The organism is Pseudomonas sp. F007 (assembly GCF_057814275.1).
Genome location: NZ_JBVATA010000002.1, coordinates 330,888 through 347,995, shown reverse-complemented (window position 1 = coordinate 347,995; position 17,108 = coordinate 330,888). Strand labels below are relative to the sequence as shown.

The window sequence follows — 17,108 nt, the reverse complement described above, 5'->3', positions numbered from 1 at the left end:
GCCAGCAAAACCGTGCCCTGGCACCCGCAGAACCGCAAGTTGGCATGGCCCATGCTCTGTCGATCGGCAGAAATCACTTCTTGCCGATCCGGAGATTTGCCATGACCCAGCGTTACAGCGCCCTCCTCGCCGCCCTGTTTGCCAGCCTGATGCTGAGCCAGGCTCCCGCCCACGCCGACGGTCTGGAGGATGTGGTCAAGCGCGGCGTGCTCAAGGTGGCCGTGCCCCAGGACTTCCCGCCCTTCGGCTCGGTCGGGCCGGACATGAAGCCCCGCGGTCTCGACATCGACACCGCGAAACTGCTGGCCGACCAACTCAAGGTCAAACTTGAACTGACCCCGGTCAACAGCACCAACCGCATCCCGTTCCTCACCACCGGAAAGGTCGACCTGGTGATTTCCAGCCTCGGCAAGAACCCGGAGCGCGAGAAAGTCATCGACTTCTCCCGCCCTTATGCGCCGTTCTACCTCGCCGTGTTCGGTCCGCCCGATGCCGACATCAAGTCGCTGGACGACCTCAAGGGCAAGACCATCAGCGTCACCCGCGGCGCGATCGAAGACATCGAGCTGACCAAAGTCGCCCCCGAAGGCGTGACCATCAAGCGTTTCGAAGACAACAACTCGACCATCGCCGCATACCTGGCCGGGCAAGTCGACCTGATTGCCAGCGGCAACGTGGTGATGGTCGCGATCAGCGAAAAGAGCCCGAAGCGGGTGCCCGCGCTGAAAGTGAAGCTCAAGGATTCGCCGGTCTACGTGGGCGTCAACAAGAACGAGCCGGCATTGCTGGACAAGGTCAACCAGATCCTGGTGACCGCCAAGAGCGACGGCGCACTGGAAAAGAACGCCCTGACCTGGCTGAAAGAGCCGCTGCCGGCCGACCTCTGATTCGGCACGCTGGAGACGTTTTATGGCTTATCAGTTCGATTTCCTGCCGGTGCTGAGCAACACCGACCTGTTGTTGCGCGGTGCGTTGTTCACCCTTGAGCTGACCGCCATCGGCGCTGTGCTTGGCGTGGGACTGGGCATCGTCGGGGCGCTGGTGCGGGCGTGGAATATCCGGCCTTTCTCGGGGATCTTCGCGGTCTATGTGGAGTTGATCCGCAACACGCCCTTCCTGGTGCAGCTGTTTTTCATCTTTTTCGGATTGCCATCCCTCGGCGTGCAAATTTCCGAGTGGCAGGCGGCGGTGCTGGCGATGGTGATCAACCTCGGCGCCTATTCCACCGAGATCATCCGCGCCGGCATCCAGGCGATCCCCCGGGGTCAGCTGGAGGCCGCGGCAGCACTGGCGATGACGCGTTTCGAGGCATTCCGCCACGTGGTGCTGCTGCCGGCGCTGGGCAAGGTCTGGCCGGCCCTGAGCAGCCAGATCATCATTGTCATGCTCGGCTCGGCAGTGTGTTCGCAGATCGCCACCGAAGAGCTGAGTTTCGCCGCCAACTTCATTCAATCGCGCAACTTCCGCGCCTTTGAAACCTATGCCCTGACCACGCTGCTGTACCTGTGCATGGCACTGCTGATCCGCCAATTGCTGAACTGGATCGGCCAGCGGTTCATTACAAGGAGTAGCCGATGAGCGACTTCACCTTCTGGGACATCGTGCGCAACCTGCTGACCGGCCTGCAATGGACGCTGGCGCTGTCGCTGGTGGCGTTTATTGGCGGCGGGCTGATCGGCTTGCTGATCATGGTCATGCGCATTTCGAACAAAGCCCTGGCGCGTCGCTTCGCCCGTACCTACATCGAGCTGTTCCAGGGCACGCCGCTGTTGATGCAACTGTTTCTGGTATTTTTCGGCGTGGCGCTGGCCGGGGTGGAGATTTCACCGTGGATGGCGGCAGCGATTGCACTGACGCTGTTTACCAGCGCGTACCTGGCGGAGATCTGGCGCGGTTGTGTCGAAGCGATCCCCAACGGCCAATGGGAGGCGTCGTCGAGCCTGGCACTGAACCCGTTGGAACAGTTGCGCTACGTAATCCTGCCGCAGGCCCTGCGCATCGCCGTGGCGCCGACCGTGGGCTTCTCGGTGCAGGTGGTCAAAGGCACTGCCGTCACCTCGATCATCGGCTTCACCGAACTGACCAAGACCGGCGGCATGCTCGCCAACGCCACCTTCGAACCTTTCATGGTCTATGGCCTCGTCGCCCTCGGCTACTTCCTGCTCTGCTACCCCTTGTCGCTCAGTGCGCGATACCTGGAAAGGAGACTGCATGCCTCTGCTTAGAATTTCCGCCCTGCATAAATACTACGGCGACCATCATGTGCTCAAAGGCATCGACCTGAGCATCGAGGAAGGCCAGGTAGTTGCAATCATTGGCCGCAGTGGCTCGGGTAAATCGACCTTGCTGCGCACCCTCAACGGCCTGGAGTCGATCAACGACGGCGTGATCGAAGTCGACGGCGAATACCTCGACGCTGCCCGCGCCGACCTTCGCAGCTTGCGGCAGAAAGTCGGCATGGTGTTCCAGCAGTTCAACCTGTTCCCGCACCTGACCGTGGGTGAGAACGTCATGCTCGCGCCGCAGGTGGTGCAGAAAGTGCCCAAGGCCAAGTCCGCCGAATTGGCGCGTCAGATGCTGGACCGGGTCGGCCTGGGGGAAAAATTCGATGCCTTCCCGGACCGACTGTCCGGCGGCCAGCAACAAAGGGTGGCGATTGCCCGTGCCCTGGCGATGTCGCCGAAAGTGTTGCTGTGCGATGAAATCACCTCGGCACTGGACCCGGAGCTGGTCAACGAAGTGCTGAGCGTGGTCCGACAACTGGCGAAGGAAGGCATGACGCTGATCATGGTCACCCACGAAATGCGTTTCGCCCGGCAAGTTGGGGATAAGTTGGTGTTCATGCACCAGGGCAAGGTGCATGAGGTGGGTGATCCCAAGACGTTGTTTGCCCAGCCGCAGACGGCGGAACTGGCGAATTTCATCGGGACGGTCGAGGCGGCGGGCTGACCGATCTTCAGCGTCGGTCAGGCCGCTTTCGCGGGCAAGCCCGCTCCGACATGTGGGTTTCCATGTTGCCACCCACTGTGGGAGCGGGCTTGCCCGCGATTGACCGCGCAGCAGGCAGCGGCTTTCCTGCGTTGGATCAAGGCTTTGAATACTGCGCGTTGGCGCCAGCGTTTGATCGTGGCACGATGGTCAGGTTATCGACCGAGACCTCTAGACCATGCCCCAATCCCAAGCCAAGAATCTGTCCCTGATCGCCGCTATCGACCTGGGCTCGAACAGCTTTCATATGGTCGTGGCCAAAGCTCACCACAATGAAATACGCATTCTCGAGAGGCTCGGCGAAAAGGTTCAGTTGGCTGCCGGGATCGATGAAGCGCGCCAACTCAGCGAAGAGTCCATGCAGCGCGGGCTCGACTGCCTCAAGCGCTTTGCCCAACTGATCAACGGCATGCCGCTGGGCGCCGTGCGGATCGTCGGCACCAACGCCCTGCGTGAAGCGCGCAACCGCGGCGAATTCATCCGCCGCGCCGAGGAAATTCTCGGGCATCCGGTCGAAGTCATTTCCGGTCGTGAAGAAGCCCGCCTGATCTACCTCGGCGTGTCCCACACCCTCGCTGACACCCCGGGCAAGCGCCTGGTGGCCGACATCGGCGGCGGCAGTACCGAATTCATCATCGGCCAGCGCTTTGAACCGCTGCTGCGTGAAAGCCTGCAGATGGGCTGCGTGAGCTTCACCCAGCGCTACTTCAAGGACGGCAAGATCACCCCGGCCCGCTACGCCCAGGCGTATACCGCAGCGCGCCTGGAGATCATGAGCATCGAGCACGCCCTGCACCGCCTGACCTGGGATGAGGCCATCGGCTCTTCGGGCACCATCCGCGCCATCGGCCTGGCACTCAAGGCCGGCGGCCACGGCACTGGCGAGGTCAATGCCGAAGGCCTGGCCTGGCTCAAGCGCAAGCTGTTCAAGCTCGGCGACGCCGAGAAAATCGACTTTGACGGCATCAAGCCGGATCGCCGGGCGATCTTCCCGGCCGGCCTGGCAATCCTCGAAGCGATCTTCGATGCCCTTGAGCTGCAACGCATGGATCACTGCGACGGCGCCCTGCGCGAAGGCGTGCTGTACGACCTGCTGGGCCGTCATCACCACGAAGACGTGCGCGAGCGCACCCTCAGCTCGCTGATGGACCGTTACCACGTCGACCTTGAGCAGGCCGTGCGCGTCGAGCGCAAGGCCCTGCATGCGTTCGACCAGGTGGCGGCGGACTGGGATCTGGATGACGGCGTCTGGCGCGAACTGCTGGGCTGGGCCGCCAAGGTGCATGAAGTCGGCCTGGACATCGCCCACTACCATTACCACAAGCATGGCGCCTACCTGATCGAGCACTCGGACCTGGCCGGCTTCTCCCGTGAAGACCAACTGATGCTGGCCCTGCTGGTTCGCGGCCACCGCCGCAACATTCCCAAGGACAAGTTCGCCGACTTCGGCGACGACGGCATCAAGCTGATCCGCCTGTGCGTGCTGCTGCGCTTCGCGATTCTGTTCCACCATATCCGCGGCACCCAGGCGATGCCCCAGGTATCGCTGCACGCCAAGGGCGACAGCCTGGAAGTAGAGTTCCCGGAAAACTGGCTGGACGACAACCAGCTGACCCAGGCCGACTTCGCCCTGGAAGCCGAGTGGCTGACCCGGGTCGGATTCACCCTCAGCGTACGCTGAAAACAAAAATGGCGATCCTCAGGGATCGCCATTTTTTTGCCTGTTGCCTGACAGTCAGCTGCTGACTGGCAGGATCGGGCTGCCCAAACGTTCCAGCAAGGTCGCCTGGGCGCTGCGCGGGTTCTGGTTGCCGGTCGGCGTGTTGCGCACGTAGCGCCCGTCCGACTGCAGGCTCCAGCTGTGAGTGTTATCGGTGAGATACAGCTCCAGCTCCTTCTTCACCCGAGTCAGCAACTTCTTGCCCTCCACCGGGAAGCAGGTCTCGACGCGCTTGTCGAGGTTGCGCTCCATCCAGTCGGCACTGGACAGGAACATCTGCTCTTCGCCGCCATTGAGGAAGTAGAACACCCGGGTGTGCTCGAGGAAGCGGCCGATGATCGAGCGCACGTGAATGTTGTGCGAGACCCCGGCGATGCCCGGACGCAGGCAGCACATGCCGCGCACCACCAGATCGATGCGCACGCCCGATTGGCTGGCCTTGTACAGCGCGCGAATGATCTTCGGATCGGTCAGCGAGTTGAACTTGGCGATGATGTGCGCCGGCTTGCCGTCGAGGGCGAACTGGGTTTCGCGGGCAATCATGTCGAGCATGCCCTTCTTCAGGGTAAACGGCGCGTGCAGCAGCTTCTTCATGCGCAGCGTCTTACCCATGCCGATCAACTGGCTGAACAGCTTGCCGACGTCTTCGCACAACGCGTCGTCGGACGTCAGCAGGCTGTAGTCGGTGTACAGGCGGGCGTTGCCGGCGTGGTAGTTACCGGTGCCGAGGTGCGCATAACGGACGATTTCACCGGCCTCGCGCCGCAAGATCAGCATCATCTTGGCGTGGGTCTTGAAGCCGACCACGCCATAGATCACCACCGCGCCGGCCGCTTGCAGACGACTGGCCAGTTGCAGGTTGGACTCTTCGTCAAAACGCGCCCGCAGTTCGATGACCGCGGTGACTTCCTTGCCGTTGCGCGCGGCATCCACCAGCGCATCGACGATTTCCGAGTTGGCGCCGGAACGGTACAGGGTCTGGCGCACAGCCAATACGTGCGGGTCCTTGGCGGCCTGGCGCAGCAGGTCGACCACCGGGGTGAACGACTCGAACGGGTGCAGCAACAGGATGTCCTGCTTGCCGACCACGCTGAAAATGTTCTCGCTGTTCTGCAGCAGTTTCGGGATCTGCGGGGTGAACGGGGTGTATTGCAGCTCCGGATGACTGTCCAGGCCGGTGATGCTGAACAGACGGGTCAGGTTGACCGGGCCGTTGACCTGATACAGCTCGGTCTCGCTCAGGTTGAACTGCTTGAGCAGGTAGTCCGAGAGGTGTTTCGGACAGGTATCGGCCACTTCCAGACGCACCGCATCGCCATAGCGACGCGAGAACAACTCGCCACGCAGGGCGCGGGCCAGGTCTTCGACGTCTTCGGAGTCGAGGGCAAGGTCGGCGTTTCGGGTCAGGCGGAACTGGTAGCAACCCTTGACCTTCATGCCCTGGAACAGGTCGTCGGCGTGCGCGTGGATCATCGATGACAGGAACACATAGTTGTCGCCGGTGCCACCGACTTCTTCCGGCAGCTTGATCACCCGTGGCAGCAAGCGCGGTGCCGGGATGATTGCCAGGCCGGAATCACGACCAAAGGCATCGACCCCTTCGAGCTCGACGATGAAGTTCAGGCTCTTGTTCACCAGCAACGGGAACGGGTGCGTCGGGTCGAGACCGATCGGGGTGATGATCGGCGCGATTTCGTCGCGGAAATAGCGGCGCACCCAGGTCTTGATCTTGGTATTCCAGTGGCGTCGACGAATGAAGCGGACCTGATGTTTCTCCAGCTCCGGCAACAGAATGTCGTTGAGGATCGCGTATTGGCGATCCACATGACCGTGCACCAGCTCGCTGATGCGCGCCAACGCCTGGTGCGGCTGCAGGCCATCGGCCCCGGCCTGCTCACGGGCGAAGGTGATCTGCTTCTTCAGGCCGGCGACGCGAATCTCGAAGAACTCATCGAGGTTGCTGGAGAAGATCAGCAGGAACTTCAGTCGCTCCAGCAACGGGTAGGACTCATCCAGCGCCTGTTCCAGCACGCGGATGTTGAACTGCAGTTGCGACAGTTCGCGATGAATATAAAGGCTGCTGTCGTCCAGGCCTGGAACAGGAACCGCCGGCGCAGCGGGCGCCGTCTCGGCAACCACCACGGGTGCCGGGGCGGGTTCAGGCTCAGGCGTGGCTTCGACAACCGGCTCGTCCACAGGCAGGGCTTCGTTTACAGCAACTTCAGTAAGGCCTTCGGTATTCATCGCGTGTTCCTGGGAGGGCTATTTTTGCTCTCGTAACAATTGAGCGGCACGTACGGCAAAGTAAGTGAGGATGCCATCAGCACCGGCACGTTTGAAGGCGGTCAGGGATTCGAGGATCACCCCTTCGCTCAACCAGCCGTTCTGTATCGCCGCCATGTGCATGGCGTATTCACCGCTGACCTGATAGACAAAGGTCGGCACTTTAAATTCTTCTTTGACCCGATACAGGATATCGAGGTACGGCATACCCGGCTTGACCATGACCATATCCGCACCTTCGGACAGGTCGCTAGCCACTTCGTGCAAGGCCTCGTGGCCGTTGGCCGGGTCCATCTGATAGGAAGCCTTGTTGGCCTTGCCCAGGTTCGACGCGGAACCGACCGCATCGCGGAACGGCCCGTAGTAGGCACTGGCGTACTTCGCCGAATAGGCCATGATCCGCACGTTGACGTAACCGGCCAGCTCCAGCGCTTCGCGGATCGCCTGGATGCGGCCGTCCATCATGTCCGACGGCGCCACCACCTGGGCGCCCGCCGCTGCGTGGGACAGGGCCTGCTTGACCAGTGCATCGACGGTGACGTCGTTCTGCACATAGCCGTCTTCATCGAGGATGCCGTCCTGGCCGTGGGTGGTGAACGGGTCCAGGGCCACGTCGGTGATCACCCCCAGCTCCGGGAACTGCGCACGCAAGGCGCGAGTGGCGCGCTGGGCGATGCCTTGCGGATCCCAGGCTTGCGCCGCGTCGAGTGACTTGAGTTCAGTCGGGGTCACCGGGAACAGGGCAACGGCCGGAATTCCCAGCTCGACCCACTGCGCCGCTTCTTCGAGCAACAGGTCGATGGTCAGGCGTTCGACGCCCGGCATCGAGGCCACCGCTTCGCGACGGTTTTCACCGTCCAGCACAAACACCGGGAGGATCAGGTCGTTGGTGGTCAGGACGTTTTCACGGACCAGACGACGCGAAAATTCATCACGACGGTTGCGACGCAGGCGGGTTGCAGGAAACAAACGGTTGGCGGGGGTAAAGCTCACGGCAGACTCCTGAGCCCGCGCTGGCGGGCGAGCGTGACAGTTATAAGCGCACATTATGACCGTCGTGTGACAGTTATGTGCACCCCTGTGACCCGTAGTCGCATTCATTGTCCTTGTAGGATTTGTTCACGTCGAGACACATTTGGATACTTTCCTCCATGAGCCTAAGGGGTTAGGCTGCGCGTTCATTTCGCCAGCACCCAGACAATGCTCCAACAATTCCTGAATGACTTTGGCTACTTTGCCCTGTTCCTGGGCACGTTTTTCGAAGGCGAAACCATCCTGGTTCTTGCGGGATTCCTCGCGTTCCGTGGCTATATGGACATCAATATCGTGGTGGTCGTGGCGTTCCTCGGCAGTTATGCCGGCGACCAGCTGTGGTACTTCCTGGGCCGCAAGCACGGGCGCAAGCTGCTGGCCCGCAAGCCGCGCTGGCAATTGATGGGCGATCGGGCGCTGGAGCATATTCGCAAGCACCCGGACATCTGGGTCCTGAGCTTTCGCTTCGTCTATGGCCTGCGCACGGTAATGCCGGTGGCCATTGGCTTGTCGGGTTATCCGCCTGGCCGCTACCTGATCCTCAACGGTATCGGCGCGGCGATCTGGGCCGCTGCGCTGGCGGCCGCCGCGTATCATTTCGGCGCCGTGCTCGAAGGCATGCTCGGCAGCGTCAAGAAGTACGAGCTGTGGGTACTCGGCGCCCTGCTGGTGCTGGGCCTGGGCCTGTGGTTGCGTCGGCGTTTCAAGAATGCGCGACTGGCCAGGCAGATCTACGCCGACGAACAGGCACTCAAGGCCGAAAAAGCCCAGGGCGAGCCTAAGACGCCAGCCGAGTGACTCGCTGGCGGCTGCACAGCCCCATCACCCTCAGCAGGCTGTAACAGCCCGCGCAGTGCTCACCCTAAATTCATGGCGCGATCCACGGGAAACGGTTGTCCAACGATTAGGACTTAACCGCCATTGACCCTATGGCAACCGGTGACAAATTAGTGGACATTTAGCGCCATGAATCTGGAGAAGAACCCATGAGCAAAAAAGTTGCAGTGATACTTTCCGGCTGTGGCGTCTATGACGGTGCCGAGATCCACGAAAGCGTGATCACCCTGCTGCGCCTCGACCAGCGCGGCGCACAGGTGCAGTGCTTCGCCCCCAACATCGCGCAATTGCATGTGATCAACCACCTGACCGGTGAGGAAATGCCCGAGGCGCGCAATGTCCTGGTGGAGTCGGCGCGTATTGCCCGCGGTCAGGTCAAGGACATCCGCGAGGCCAACGCCGAAGACTTCGACGCGCTGATCGTGCCTGGCGGTTTTGGCGCGGCCAAGAACCTCTCCAACTTCGCCATCGAAGGCACCGGCTGCAGCGTGCAAGCAGAAGTCCTGGCCTTGGCCGAGGCCTTTGCCGAAGCCGGCAAACCGGTGGGTTTGATCTGCATTTCCCCGGCGCTGGCCGCGAAGATCTACGGTCCGGGCGTCACCTGCACCATCGGCAACGACGCCGACACTGCTGCGGCCATGACCAAGATGGGCGCCACCCACACCGATTGCGCCGTCACCGACATCGTCGAAGACAAGGCGCGCAAGCTGGTCAGCACCCCCGCCTACATGCTCGCGCAGTCCATCAGTGAAGCGGCCTCGGGCATCAACAAGCTGGTTGACCGGGTGCTCGAACTGACCCACGAAAACGACGCGTGAACCTCAGCCTTTGCGACTGAGCCGCGTGAGAATGCGGTCCAGCGCATTGGCAAACGCCTGTTTCTCCCGCTCGCCAAACGGCGCCGGGCCGCCGCTCATCTGCCCCTGCTCGCGCAGGTCGGTAAACAGATTGCGCACGGCCAGGCGCTCGCCCATGTTCTGCGCATCGAACTCCTTGCCACGCGGATCCAGGGCAGCAACGCCCTTCTTGACCAGGCGATCGGCCAGCGGCACATCGCTGCAGATCACCAACTCACCGGGCACCGCGTGCTCCACCAGGTAGTCATCTGCCGCATCCGGGCCGCTGGGCACCACGATCAGCTTGACCAGCGCCAGTGCGGGCTTGGTCTGCGGCTGGCCGGCCACCAGCACGACTTCGAACTGGCGCTTGAGGGCGAACTTCACCACCAGATCCTTCGCCGCCCTCGGGCACGCGTCGGCATCGATCCATACACGCACTGTGTTCCCCTCTGTAATGAACTACGCCGTCACCCGACGCTTCTCGGCCATACGACTACGGCTGTACAGCACGACAATCGCCAGGATCGCCAGCACCTGGGCGCTGAGTGAATAGGCATCGGCATGAATCCCCAACCAGTCGAAATCGAAGAACGGCACCGGCCGGGTGCCGAAGATCCCGGCTTCCTGCAGGGCTTTCACACCATGCCCGGCAAACACCACCGACAGCGCACAGAGTAGCCCGGCGTTGATCGAGAAGAACAGCGCCAGCGGCAGCTTCGCCGAGCCGCGCAAAATCACCCAGGCCAGGCCGATCAGCACCACAAAGGCGGTTGCGCCGCCGGCCAGTACGGCGTTATGCCCGGCGGGACCGGCTTGCAGCCACAGGGTTTCGTAGAACAGGATCACTTCGAACAGCTCGCGGTACACCGAGAAGAACGCCAGGATCGCGAAGCCGAAACGCCCGCCGCCGCCCACCAGGCTGCTCTTGATGTAGTCCTGCCAGGCCGCTGCGTGGCGCCGGTCGTGCATCCACACCCCGAGCCACAGCACCATCACACTGGCAAACAGCGCCGTGGCGCCTTCGAGCAGTTCACGCTGGGCGCCGCTGACGTCGATCACGTAGGCCGCCAGGGCCCAGGTCCCCAGGCCCGCGAGCAAGGCCAGGCCCCAGCCGACGTTGACGCTGCGCACCGCCGATTGTTGGCCGGTGTTGCGCAGGAATGCGAGGATCGCCGCCAGCACCAGAATCGCTTCCAGGCCTTCGCGCAGCAGAATCAACAAGCCGGAGATGTAACTCAGCGACCAGCTCAGGCCATCGCCACCGAGCAGGCCGGCGGACTCCTTGAGCTTGGCCTTGGCCGTGTCCAGACGCTGCTGCGCCTGCTCCACCGGCAAGCCATCCTGCAGCGACTGACGGTAGGCCATCAGCGACTTCTCGGTGTCCTTGCGCACGTTGGCGTCGACGTTGTCCAGCGAGCTTTCGACCAGTTCGAAGCCTTCCAGATAAGCTGCCACCGACAGGTCGTAGGCCTGGTCGTGGTCGCCGGCGCGGTACGCGGCGATGCTCTTGTCCAGGGTCGCCGCAGTGTAATCGAGCAACTGCGCCGGACCGCGCTGCACCTGCGGCGGCTGGGCCCGTTGTGCGCGGAAGGTGGCCGCTGCTTCCGGACCTTCAGCGGCCTGCACTTCTGCCGGGGTCTGACGGGCCAGATCGGCGAGGTTGTAGGTCTTGGCACCTTTGGCCGTCGCGGGGTCGGCGGTAAACCCGGCAATGTAGCTCGCCAGGTCCCAACGCTGACGCTCATCCAACTGGTCGGCGAACGACGGCATGTCCGTACCCTCGATGCCTTGCCCAAGGGTGCTGTAGATCGCATAGAGGCTCAGGCGGTCCTGACGGGCGCGATCCTGCAGGTTCGCCGGCGCCGGCTCCAGGCCCACGCCTGCAGGGCCATCACCGGCACCCGTGGCGCCATGGCAGACCGCGCAGTTCTGCGCATACAGCGGCGCGCCGCGGGCCGGGTCCGGGGTGATGATCGGCGCCTGGCTGACCTCATAGGCCACCGCCAGCTTCGCCCCCAGTTGCCGCGCCTGACGGGCGACCGTCGCACCGTCCTGGCGCTCGTCGACAGCCTTGGTCAACGCCGCCAGTCCCTGTTCCAGTTCAGGCTTCTGCGGATTGGCCGGTAATCCGCCGACAAAACCCTGCAGAGACTTCAGGAACTCCAGCTGTTCCTGGTATTCAGCGCTATCGATCACCTTGCCCGCTTCGACCGTCGCCGGGTAATCGGCGCCAATGTAGTCGAGGACATGCAGGGCTTGTGGGGCACCTTCCACGGTGTCGGCCAGCAGGTTGGAACTGCACAGCGCAAGCAACGGGAGGACCAGCCAGGCCAGGAAACGGGACGGCGCAGTCATGAATGAATCTCATTTGGTAATACGAAGTTACACATTGTTCACTTCGAATGAGTTTCACTCAAGCTTTGTCGGCCAATGGCAGGCGTTTTCAGGTGCCGAGAATGAGAAAGGCGACCCAGAGGTCGCCTTTCATTGAAGCGGGATGGTTCAGACCACGGCTTTACGCAAAGTCGCCATGAACGCCGCAGCACCGATGAACAGGCCGGCAAACGTACGGTTCATACGTTTCTGCTGCTTCGGTGTACGCAGCAGGCGCAACACTTTGGAGGCCAGTCCGGTGTAACCGGCCATCACGATCAGATCAACACAGATCATGGTCGCCCCGAGGATCAGGTACTGCGCCACCAGCGGCGCATGGGGGTCGATGAACTGCGGCAGTACCGCGAGCATGAACACCAGCGCCTTGGGGTTGCTGACGTTGACCAGGAAGCCCCGGAATACCAGCGCCATGGGTTTGCCGATCGGGCGGATCGCCGCGTCATCGCTCATGTCACTGGGCAGCGCCTTCCATTGCTTGACGGCGAGATACACCAGATACGCCACGCCGAACCATTTGATGGCATAGAACGCAGTCGCCGATGTCGCGAGAATCGCGCCGACGCCGGCAGCAACAATGGCGATCTGTAGCGCCAGGCCCAGTTGCAGGCCGAGGGCGTTCCAGTAGCCGCGCCAGAAACCGTAGCGCAGGCCGCTGGACATCGACGCAATGGCGCCGGCGCCCGGAGAAAGACTGATTACCCAGCAGGCGGCAAAAAAAGCCAGCCACGTTTCCAACACCATCGCACACCTCGGCAAACACGCTTGTCAGCCGTCTAAGCTAATGCGCCGGCCGGCGAATGACTACCGATTTCTTGCAGGATATGTCGACTGCCGACCAGCGACAGCAGGCGGGCGACTACTTCTCGAAGCCGCTGGACGGCAACACATCGCTGCCACGCCAGCGTCGGACCGAGCGCTGGAAGAACAGACTGTTGGGCACTTGCACCATGGCGCTGCCGGTGCCGAGCTCTTCGGCCTCGATCAGCGTGGTGTACAACAGGTTGATCGCCACTACCCGGCCCTTGACGCCGGGCTTGTCGGTGGTGTCCACCAACTCGACCACATCACCCAGGCGAAAGGGCCCGACGGTGAAGATCAGGATCGCGCACAGCAGGTTGGACAGCACACTCCACATGGCGAAAAACGCCACCGCCGCCACCGCGACAAATCCCGAGAGTGCAGTCCACAGTACCGTTGCCGAAACCCCAAGGCGCTCCAGCACGAAGATCAACGCGCTGCCCATGATCAGCCAACGCAGGCCACCACGCAGCGGCATCAGCAACTGCGGCGGGAACGGATAGCGCTCACCCAACCGGGTCAGGCCCTTGGCCACGAAGCGCTGCGCCAGGTAGCCCGCCAGCAGGATCAGGAGGATTTGCAGGCCCAGCCACAGCGGCTCGATCCACACTGCCGGCAAGGGCAGCTTGAATGCCTCCATCACGACAGTGCCTCCAGCTCCGCCTGCATGCTTTCCAGCAGTTCCAGCGCTTCCATCCAGGCTTCTTCAAGCTCCGCTTCGCGGACCTTCAATCGCGCCTGTTCGGCCAGCAGGTCGCGCAATTCGTTCTTGCGCGCTGGCTCGTAGATATCGCTGTCACCGAGGCTGGCATCGACTTTCGCGAGCTTCTCGTGGAGCTTGCTCAACTCGGCTTCGAGCTTGTCGGCTTCACGCTTGTGCGGCGCCAGTTGCTGACGCAACGCAGCGGCGGCCTGGCGCTGAGCCTTCTTGTCGGTCTTGTCCGGGTTGACTGGGGTGGAGCTCACCGGCGCATTGCGCTGGCGATACTCGACCAGCCAACGGGCGTAGTCCTCCAGGTCGCCGTCGAACTCTTCGACCTTGCCGTCGGCCACCAGGAAAAAGTTGTCGGTGGTGCTTTTCAGCAGATGGCGGTCGTGGGAGACCACCAGTACCGCGCCACTGAATTCCTGCAGGGCCATGGTCAGCGCCAGGCGCATTTCCAGGTCCAGGTGGTTGGTCGGTTCGTCGAGCAGCAGCAGGTTCGGCCGTTCCCAGGCGATCAGTGCCAGCGCCAGGCGAGCCTTTTCACCGCCGGAGAAGTTCAGCACCGGTTCGTCGATCCGCGCGCCGCGGAAATCGAAACCGCCGAGGAAGTCACGCAGGGTCTGTTCGCGCTCGCTCGGCGCCAGGCGCTGCAGGTGCAGCAACGGGCTGGCCTTGGCGTCCAGCGAGTCCAACTGGTGCTGGGCGAAATAACCGACCACGGTGTTCTCGCCACGGGTCAGGCGCCCGGCCAGCGGTGACAGCTCGCCGGCGAGGTTCTTGATCAGGGTCGACTTGCCGGCGCCGTTGGGGCCGAGCAGGCCGATCCGCGCGCCCGGGGTCAACTGCAGCTTGACCTTCTCCAGGATGGTCTTGTCGCCGTAACCCAGGCGGGCATCGGACAGGTCGATCAAGGGGCTGGAGATTTTCGTCGACTCGCGGAACACGAAATCGAACGGCGAATCGACGTGGGCCGCCGACAGCTCTTCCATCCGCTCCAGCGCCTTTATCCGGCTCTGGGCCTGGCGGGCCTTGGTGGCCTGGGCCTTGAACCGGGCGATGTAGCTTTCCATGTGCGCCCGTTGCGCCTGCTGCTTCTCGTAGGCCTGTTGCTGCTGGGCCAGGCGTTCGGCACGGGCCCGCTCGAAGGCCGTGTAGCCACCGCGGTACAGGGTGATCTTGCGTTGATCGACGTGCGCCACGTGATCGACCACCGCGTCGAGGAAGTCGCGGTCGTGGGAAATCAGCAGCAAGGTGCCGGGGTAGCTCTTGAGCCACTCTTCCAGCCAGATGATGGCGTCGAGGTCGAGGTGGTTGGTCGGTTCGTCGAGCAGCAACAGGTCCGACGGACACATCAAGGCCTGCGCCAGGTTCAGACGCATCCGCCAGCCACCGGAGAAATCTCCGACGCGACGATCCGTCTGTTCGTTGGTGAAACCCAGCCCCGCCAGCAGCTTGCATGCGCGCGCATCGGCGGTGTAGCCGTCGGCGCTGTCGAGCTCGGCGTGCAGGCGCGCCTGGGCGGCGCCATCGTGGGCAGCCTCGGCGGCAGCGAGGTCGCGCTGGACCTCGCGCAGGCGCAGGTCACCGTCGAGCACGTAGTCGACCGCCAGCCGATCCAGGGTATCGACCTCCTGGCGCATGTGGGCGATACGCCAATCCGCCGGCAGGAAGCAGTCGCCCGAGTCGGGATGCAATTCACCCCGCAGCAAGGCAAACAGGCTCGATTTGCCGGCGCCATTGGCACCGATCAGGCCGGCTTTGTGGCCGGCGTGCAGGGTCAGCTCGGCGTCTTCTAGCAGACGTTGCGGGCCACGCTGTAAAGTCAGGTTCTGAAGTCGAATCATAATGGCGGCGGAGTCTACCAGCTTCGCTCGCAACTGGCGCGAGTAGCACTATGTCCTCTGACCTGTGGAGCTTTTCCCTCGACACCTACGCAAGAGCGGGCGTGGAAGACGCCTGCCTGCGAATGCAGGACGCCGGTGCCAACGTGTGCCTGTTGTTGTGTGCGGCCTGGCTTGGCCAACGGGGTGTCGCCTGCAACCGTCAACGCTTGCAGCAACTACAGCAACTGGCAGGTCCCTGGTACAGCGAGGTGATCCAACCCCTGCGTGAACTGCGCAGACAATGGAAGACAGCGGCCATTGCCGATGCACCACTGAGTGCCCTGCGTACGCAAGTCAAAACCCTCGAGCTTGAAGCCGAGCGACAGTTGTTGTTGCGTCTGGAGCATTCGGTGCGGGAGTGGCCAACGGCTCAAGCGAATGACTTGGGTGCGTGGCTGGAAGGTATGGCGGCGGACGCCGCCAACCTTGATCGCGACGCGCTGCATCAGCTGCGCGTCGCGTTGACCGTGGCTTAGGAAGCGCTGGTCGGGGTGCTGGTGGCGCTGACTACCGGTGCCGGCGCTGCGGCAGGCGTGCTGGCTACCGATGCGGCGGCGGGTGCAGGCGAGGCAGCCGGTGCAGGGGTCGCGGGCTTGGCAGCGACCGGTGCGGCGGCAGGTTTGGCAGCAGCCGGTTTAGCCGCGACGGGCTTTTTCACTGCCGGTTTGGCCGCTGGTTTTGCAGCAGGTTTGGCCACTGGTTTGGCGGCAGCGGGTTTGGCGGCAGCCGGTTTTGCCGCAGCTGGTTTGGCGGCAGGCTTGGCGGCCGGTTTCGCAGCACTGGCAACTGCAGCAGGCTTGGCAGCAGCAGGTTTAGCCGCTGGTTTTGCCGCAGTCCTGGCTGGAGCTTTGGTAGCTGCCGGTTTGGCGGCGGGCTTGGCGGCTACAGGTTTGGCAGCAGCTTTGGCGGCCGGTTTTGCCGCGGCGGTTTTGGCCACAGGCTTGGTCGCTGCAGGTTTGGCTGCAGGTTTGGCTGCGGCCGTTTTCGCCACAGGTTTGGCAGCGGCTTTTGCGGCAGGCTTGGCAGCAACCGGTTTGGCAGCTGCTGTCTTCGCAGCAGGCTTGGCCGCTGCAGCTTTAGCCGGTGCCTTGGCAGCGGTCTTGGCAGGCGCCTTGGCGGCTGCAGGTTTGGCAGCCGGTTTTTTTGCCGCAGCTGCAGGTTTGGCAGCACGCAGAGTCAATGCCTTGCCAACAGCCTCTTTGACGCGACCTACACCTTGCGCCAGCTTCAGGCTTTCCTGAGCATCGCGCTTGAGTTGCAGGATGTAGTTACGGGTATCGGATTGACGCTTCTGCAGCGCATCGAGCAGGTCTTCCAGCTCCTTGACCGCGCCCTTGGCCTTGGCTTGTGCCTTGGCTTTACCGGACGTGGCGGCGTCCTGCAATTTGGTCCGGGACTTGTGCAGTTTTTCCTGCGCCTTGACGCGTTGTTTTTCCAGTTTGGCGAGCAGTTTTTCAGCATCAGCCAAGGCTTGCGAACAAGCAGTTTCCAAATGCTCGAGCAGGCTGCCCGAAAGCTGTTGGAGTAAGTGCAACGGAGTATTTACAGGCTTCTTATTGGCCGACATGGTTTACCTCCTGGCTGACGTGAGTGCGGCTCATACTAGACCTCTGCTGCTACCGCCGCTA

16 protein-coding genes are annotated in these 17,108 nt (G+C 62.7%); 8 read left to right on the top strand and 8 right to left on the bottom strand.

All coding sequences use genetic code 11. The features are described from left to right. Positions 1 to 101 precede the first annotated feature (101 nt). From ACZYR5_RS05780 to ppx, 5 genes are all read left to right on the top strand, one after another. Entirely contained in the window at positions 102 to 887 is a 786-nt protein-coding gene (locus ACZYR5_RS05780) for a transporter substrate-binding domain-containing protein (RefSeq protein WP_489088784.1), read from the top strand. A gap of 22 nt (positions 888 to 909) precedes the next feature. Further along, on the top strand, positions 910 to 1,578 hold the full coding sequence (locus tag ACZYR5_RS05775) for an amino acid ABC transporter permease (RefSeq protein WP_027616884.1): 669 nt from the start codon (positions 910 to 912) through the stop codon (positions 1,576 to 1,578). Next, complete coding sequence (locus ACZYR5_RS05770) at positions 1,575 to 2,225, top strand: amino acid ABC transporter permease (RefSeq protein ID WP_489088785.1); 651 nt, start codon at positions 1,575 to 1,577, stop codon at positions 2,223 to 2,225. The genes ACZYR5_RS05775 and ACZYR5_RS05770 overlap by 4 nt, the downstream gene beginning before the upstream one ends. Continuing rightward, positions 2,212 to 2,949 (top strand): amino acid ABC transporter ATP-binding protein, encoded by a 738-nt coding sequence (locus ACZYR5_RS05765; RefSeq protein WP_489088786.1) that lies wholly within the window; start codon positions 2,212 to 2,214, stop codon positions 2,947 to 2,949. Before ACZYR5_RS05770 ends, ACZYR5_RS05765 begins: the two co-directional genes overlap by 14 nt. Before the next feature lie 217 nt (positions 2,950 to 3,166). Next, the gene (gene ppx, locus ACZYR5_RS05760) at positions 3,167 to 4,669 is read left to right on the top strand and encodes an exopolyphosphatase (RefSeq protein ID WP_489088787.1); all 1,503 of its coding nucleotides are present in this window, start codon (positions 3,167 to 3,169) and stop codon (positions 4,667 to 4,669) included. Positions 4,670 to 4,723: 54 nt separating this feature from the next. Here the strand turns inward: ppx and ppk1 are convergent, their stop codons facing one another. Together ppk1 and hemB are read right to left on the bottom strand one after the other, a co-directional pair. Continuing rightward, on the bottom strand, positions 4,724 to 6,952 hold the full coding sequence (gene ppk1, locus ACZYR5_RS05755) for a polyphosphate kinase 1 (RefSeq protein ID WP_489088788.1): 2,229 nt from the start codon (positions 6,950 to 6,952) through the stop codon (positions 4,724 to 4,726). Between the two features lie 18 nt (positions 6,953 to 6,970). Further along, entirely contained in the window at positions 6,971 to 7,984 is a 1,014-nt protein-coding gene (gene hemB / locus ACZYR5_RS05750) for a porphobilinogen synthase (RefSeq protein ID WP_489088789.1), read from the bottom strand. A 207-nt stretch (positions 7,985 to 8,191) separates the two neighbouring features. Here hemB and ACZYR5_RS05745 point away from each other — a divergent pair, with 207 nt between their 5' ends. Together ACZYR5_RS05745 and elbB are read left to right on the top strand one after the other, a co-directional pair. Further along, complete coding sequence (locus tag ACZYR5_RS05745) at positions 8,192 to 8,821, top strand: DedA family protein (protein ID WP_489088790.1); 630 nt, start codon at positions 8,192 to 8,194, stop codon at positions 8,819 to 8,821. 188 nt (positions 8,822 to 9,009) lie between these two features. Next, entirely contained in the window at positions 9,010 to 9,678 is a 669-nt protein-coding gene (gene elbB / locus ACZYR5_RS05740; RefSeq protein WP_489088791.1) for an isoprenoid biosynthesis glyoxalase ElbB, read from the top strand. 3 nt (positions 9,679 to 9,681) lie between these two features. On the opposite strand, the gene ACZYR5_RS05735 is transcribed toward elbB, so the two are convergent. From ACZYR5_RS05735 to ACZYR5_RS05715, 5 genes are all read right to left on the bottom strand, one after another. Continuing rightward, positions 9,682 to 10,137, bottom strand: a complete 456-nt coding sequence (locus ACZYR5_RS05735; protein ID WP_027616876.1) for a YaiI/YqxD family protein — start codon at positions 10,135 to 10,137, stop codon at positions 9,682 to 9,684. Positions 10,138 to 10,158: 21 nt separating this feature from the next. Continuing rightward, on the bottom strand, positions 10,159 to 12,054 hold the full coding sequence (locus tag ACZYR5_RS05730; RefSeq protein WP_489088792.1) for an FTR1 family protein: 1,896 nt from the start codon (positions 12,052 to 12,054) through the stop codon (positions 10,159 to 10,161). Between the two features lie 147 nt (positions 12,055 to 12,201). Then, positions 12,202 to 12,834 carry a LysE family transporter gene (locus tag ACZYR5_RS05725; protein WP_489088793.1) on the bottom strand — a complete coding sequence of 211 codons (633 nt, stop codon included), beginning with the start codon at positions 12,832 to 12,834 and terminating at the stop codon, positions 12,202 to 12,204. Positions 12,835 to 12,949: 115 nt separating this feature from the next. Continuing rightward, a complete protein-coding gene (locus ACZYR5_RS05720; RefSeq protein ID WP_489089052.1) occupies positions 12,950 to 13,531 on the bottom strand; it encodes a mechanosensitive ion channel domain-containing protein in 582 nt (193 codons plus the stop codon). After that, positions 13,531 to 15,441: an ATP-binding cassette domain-containing protein gene (locus ACZYR5_RS05715; protein ID WP_489088794.1), complete on the bottom strand. Its 1,911-nt coding sequence runs from the start codon at positions 15,439 to 15,441 to the stop codon at positions 13,531 to 13,533. The genes ACZYR5_RS05720 and ACZYR5_RS05715 overlap by 1 nt, the downstream gene beginning before the upstream one ends. Before the next feature lie 50 nt (positions 15,442 to 15,491). Between ACZYR5_RS05715 and ACZYR5_RS05710 the strand changes: the two genes are divergently transcribed. Beyond that, on the top strand, positions 15,492 to 15,956 hold the full coding sequence (locus ACZYR5_RS05710; RefSeq protein ID WP_489088795.1) for a TIGR02444 family protein: 465 nt from the start codon (positions 15,492 to 15,494) through the stop codon (positions 15,954 to 15,956). Here ACZYR5_RS05710 and ACZYR5_RS05705 read toward each other — a convergent pair. Then, the gene (locus ACZYR5_RS05705) at positions 15,953 to 17,047 is read right to left on the bottom strand and encodes an AlgP family protein (RefSeq protein WP_489088796.1); all 1,095 of its coding nucleotides are present in this window, start codon (positions 17,045 to 17,047) and stop codon (positions 15,953 to 15,955) included. The two genes, ACZYR5_RS05710 and ACZYR5_RS05705, sit on opposite strands and share 4 nt — an antisense overlap. Between the last annotated feature and the right edge of the window lie 61 nt (positions 17,048 to 17,108).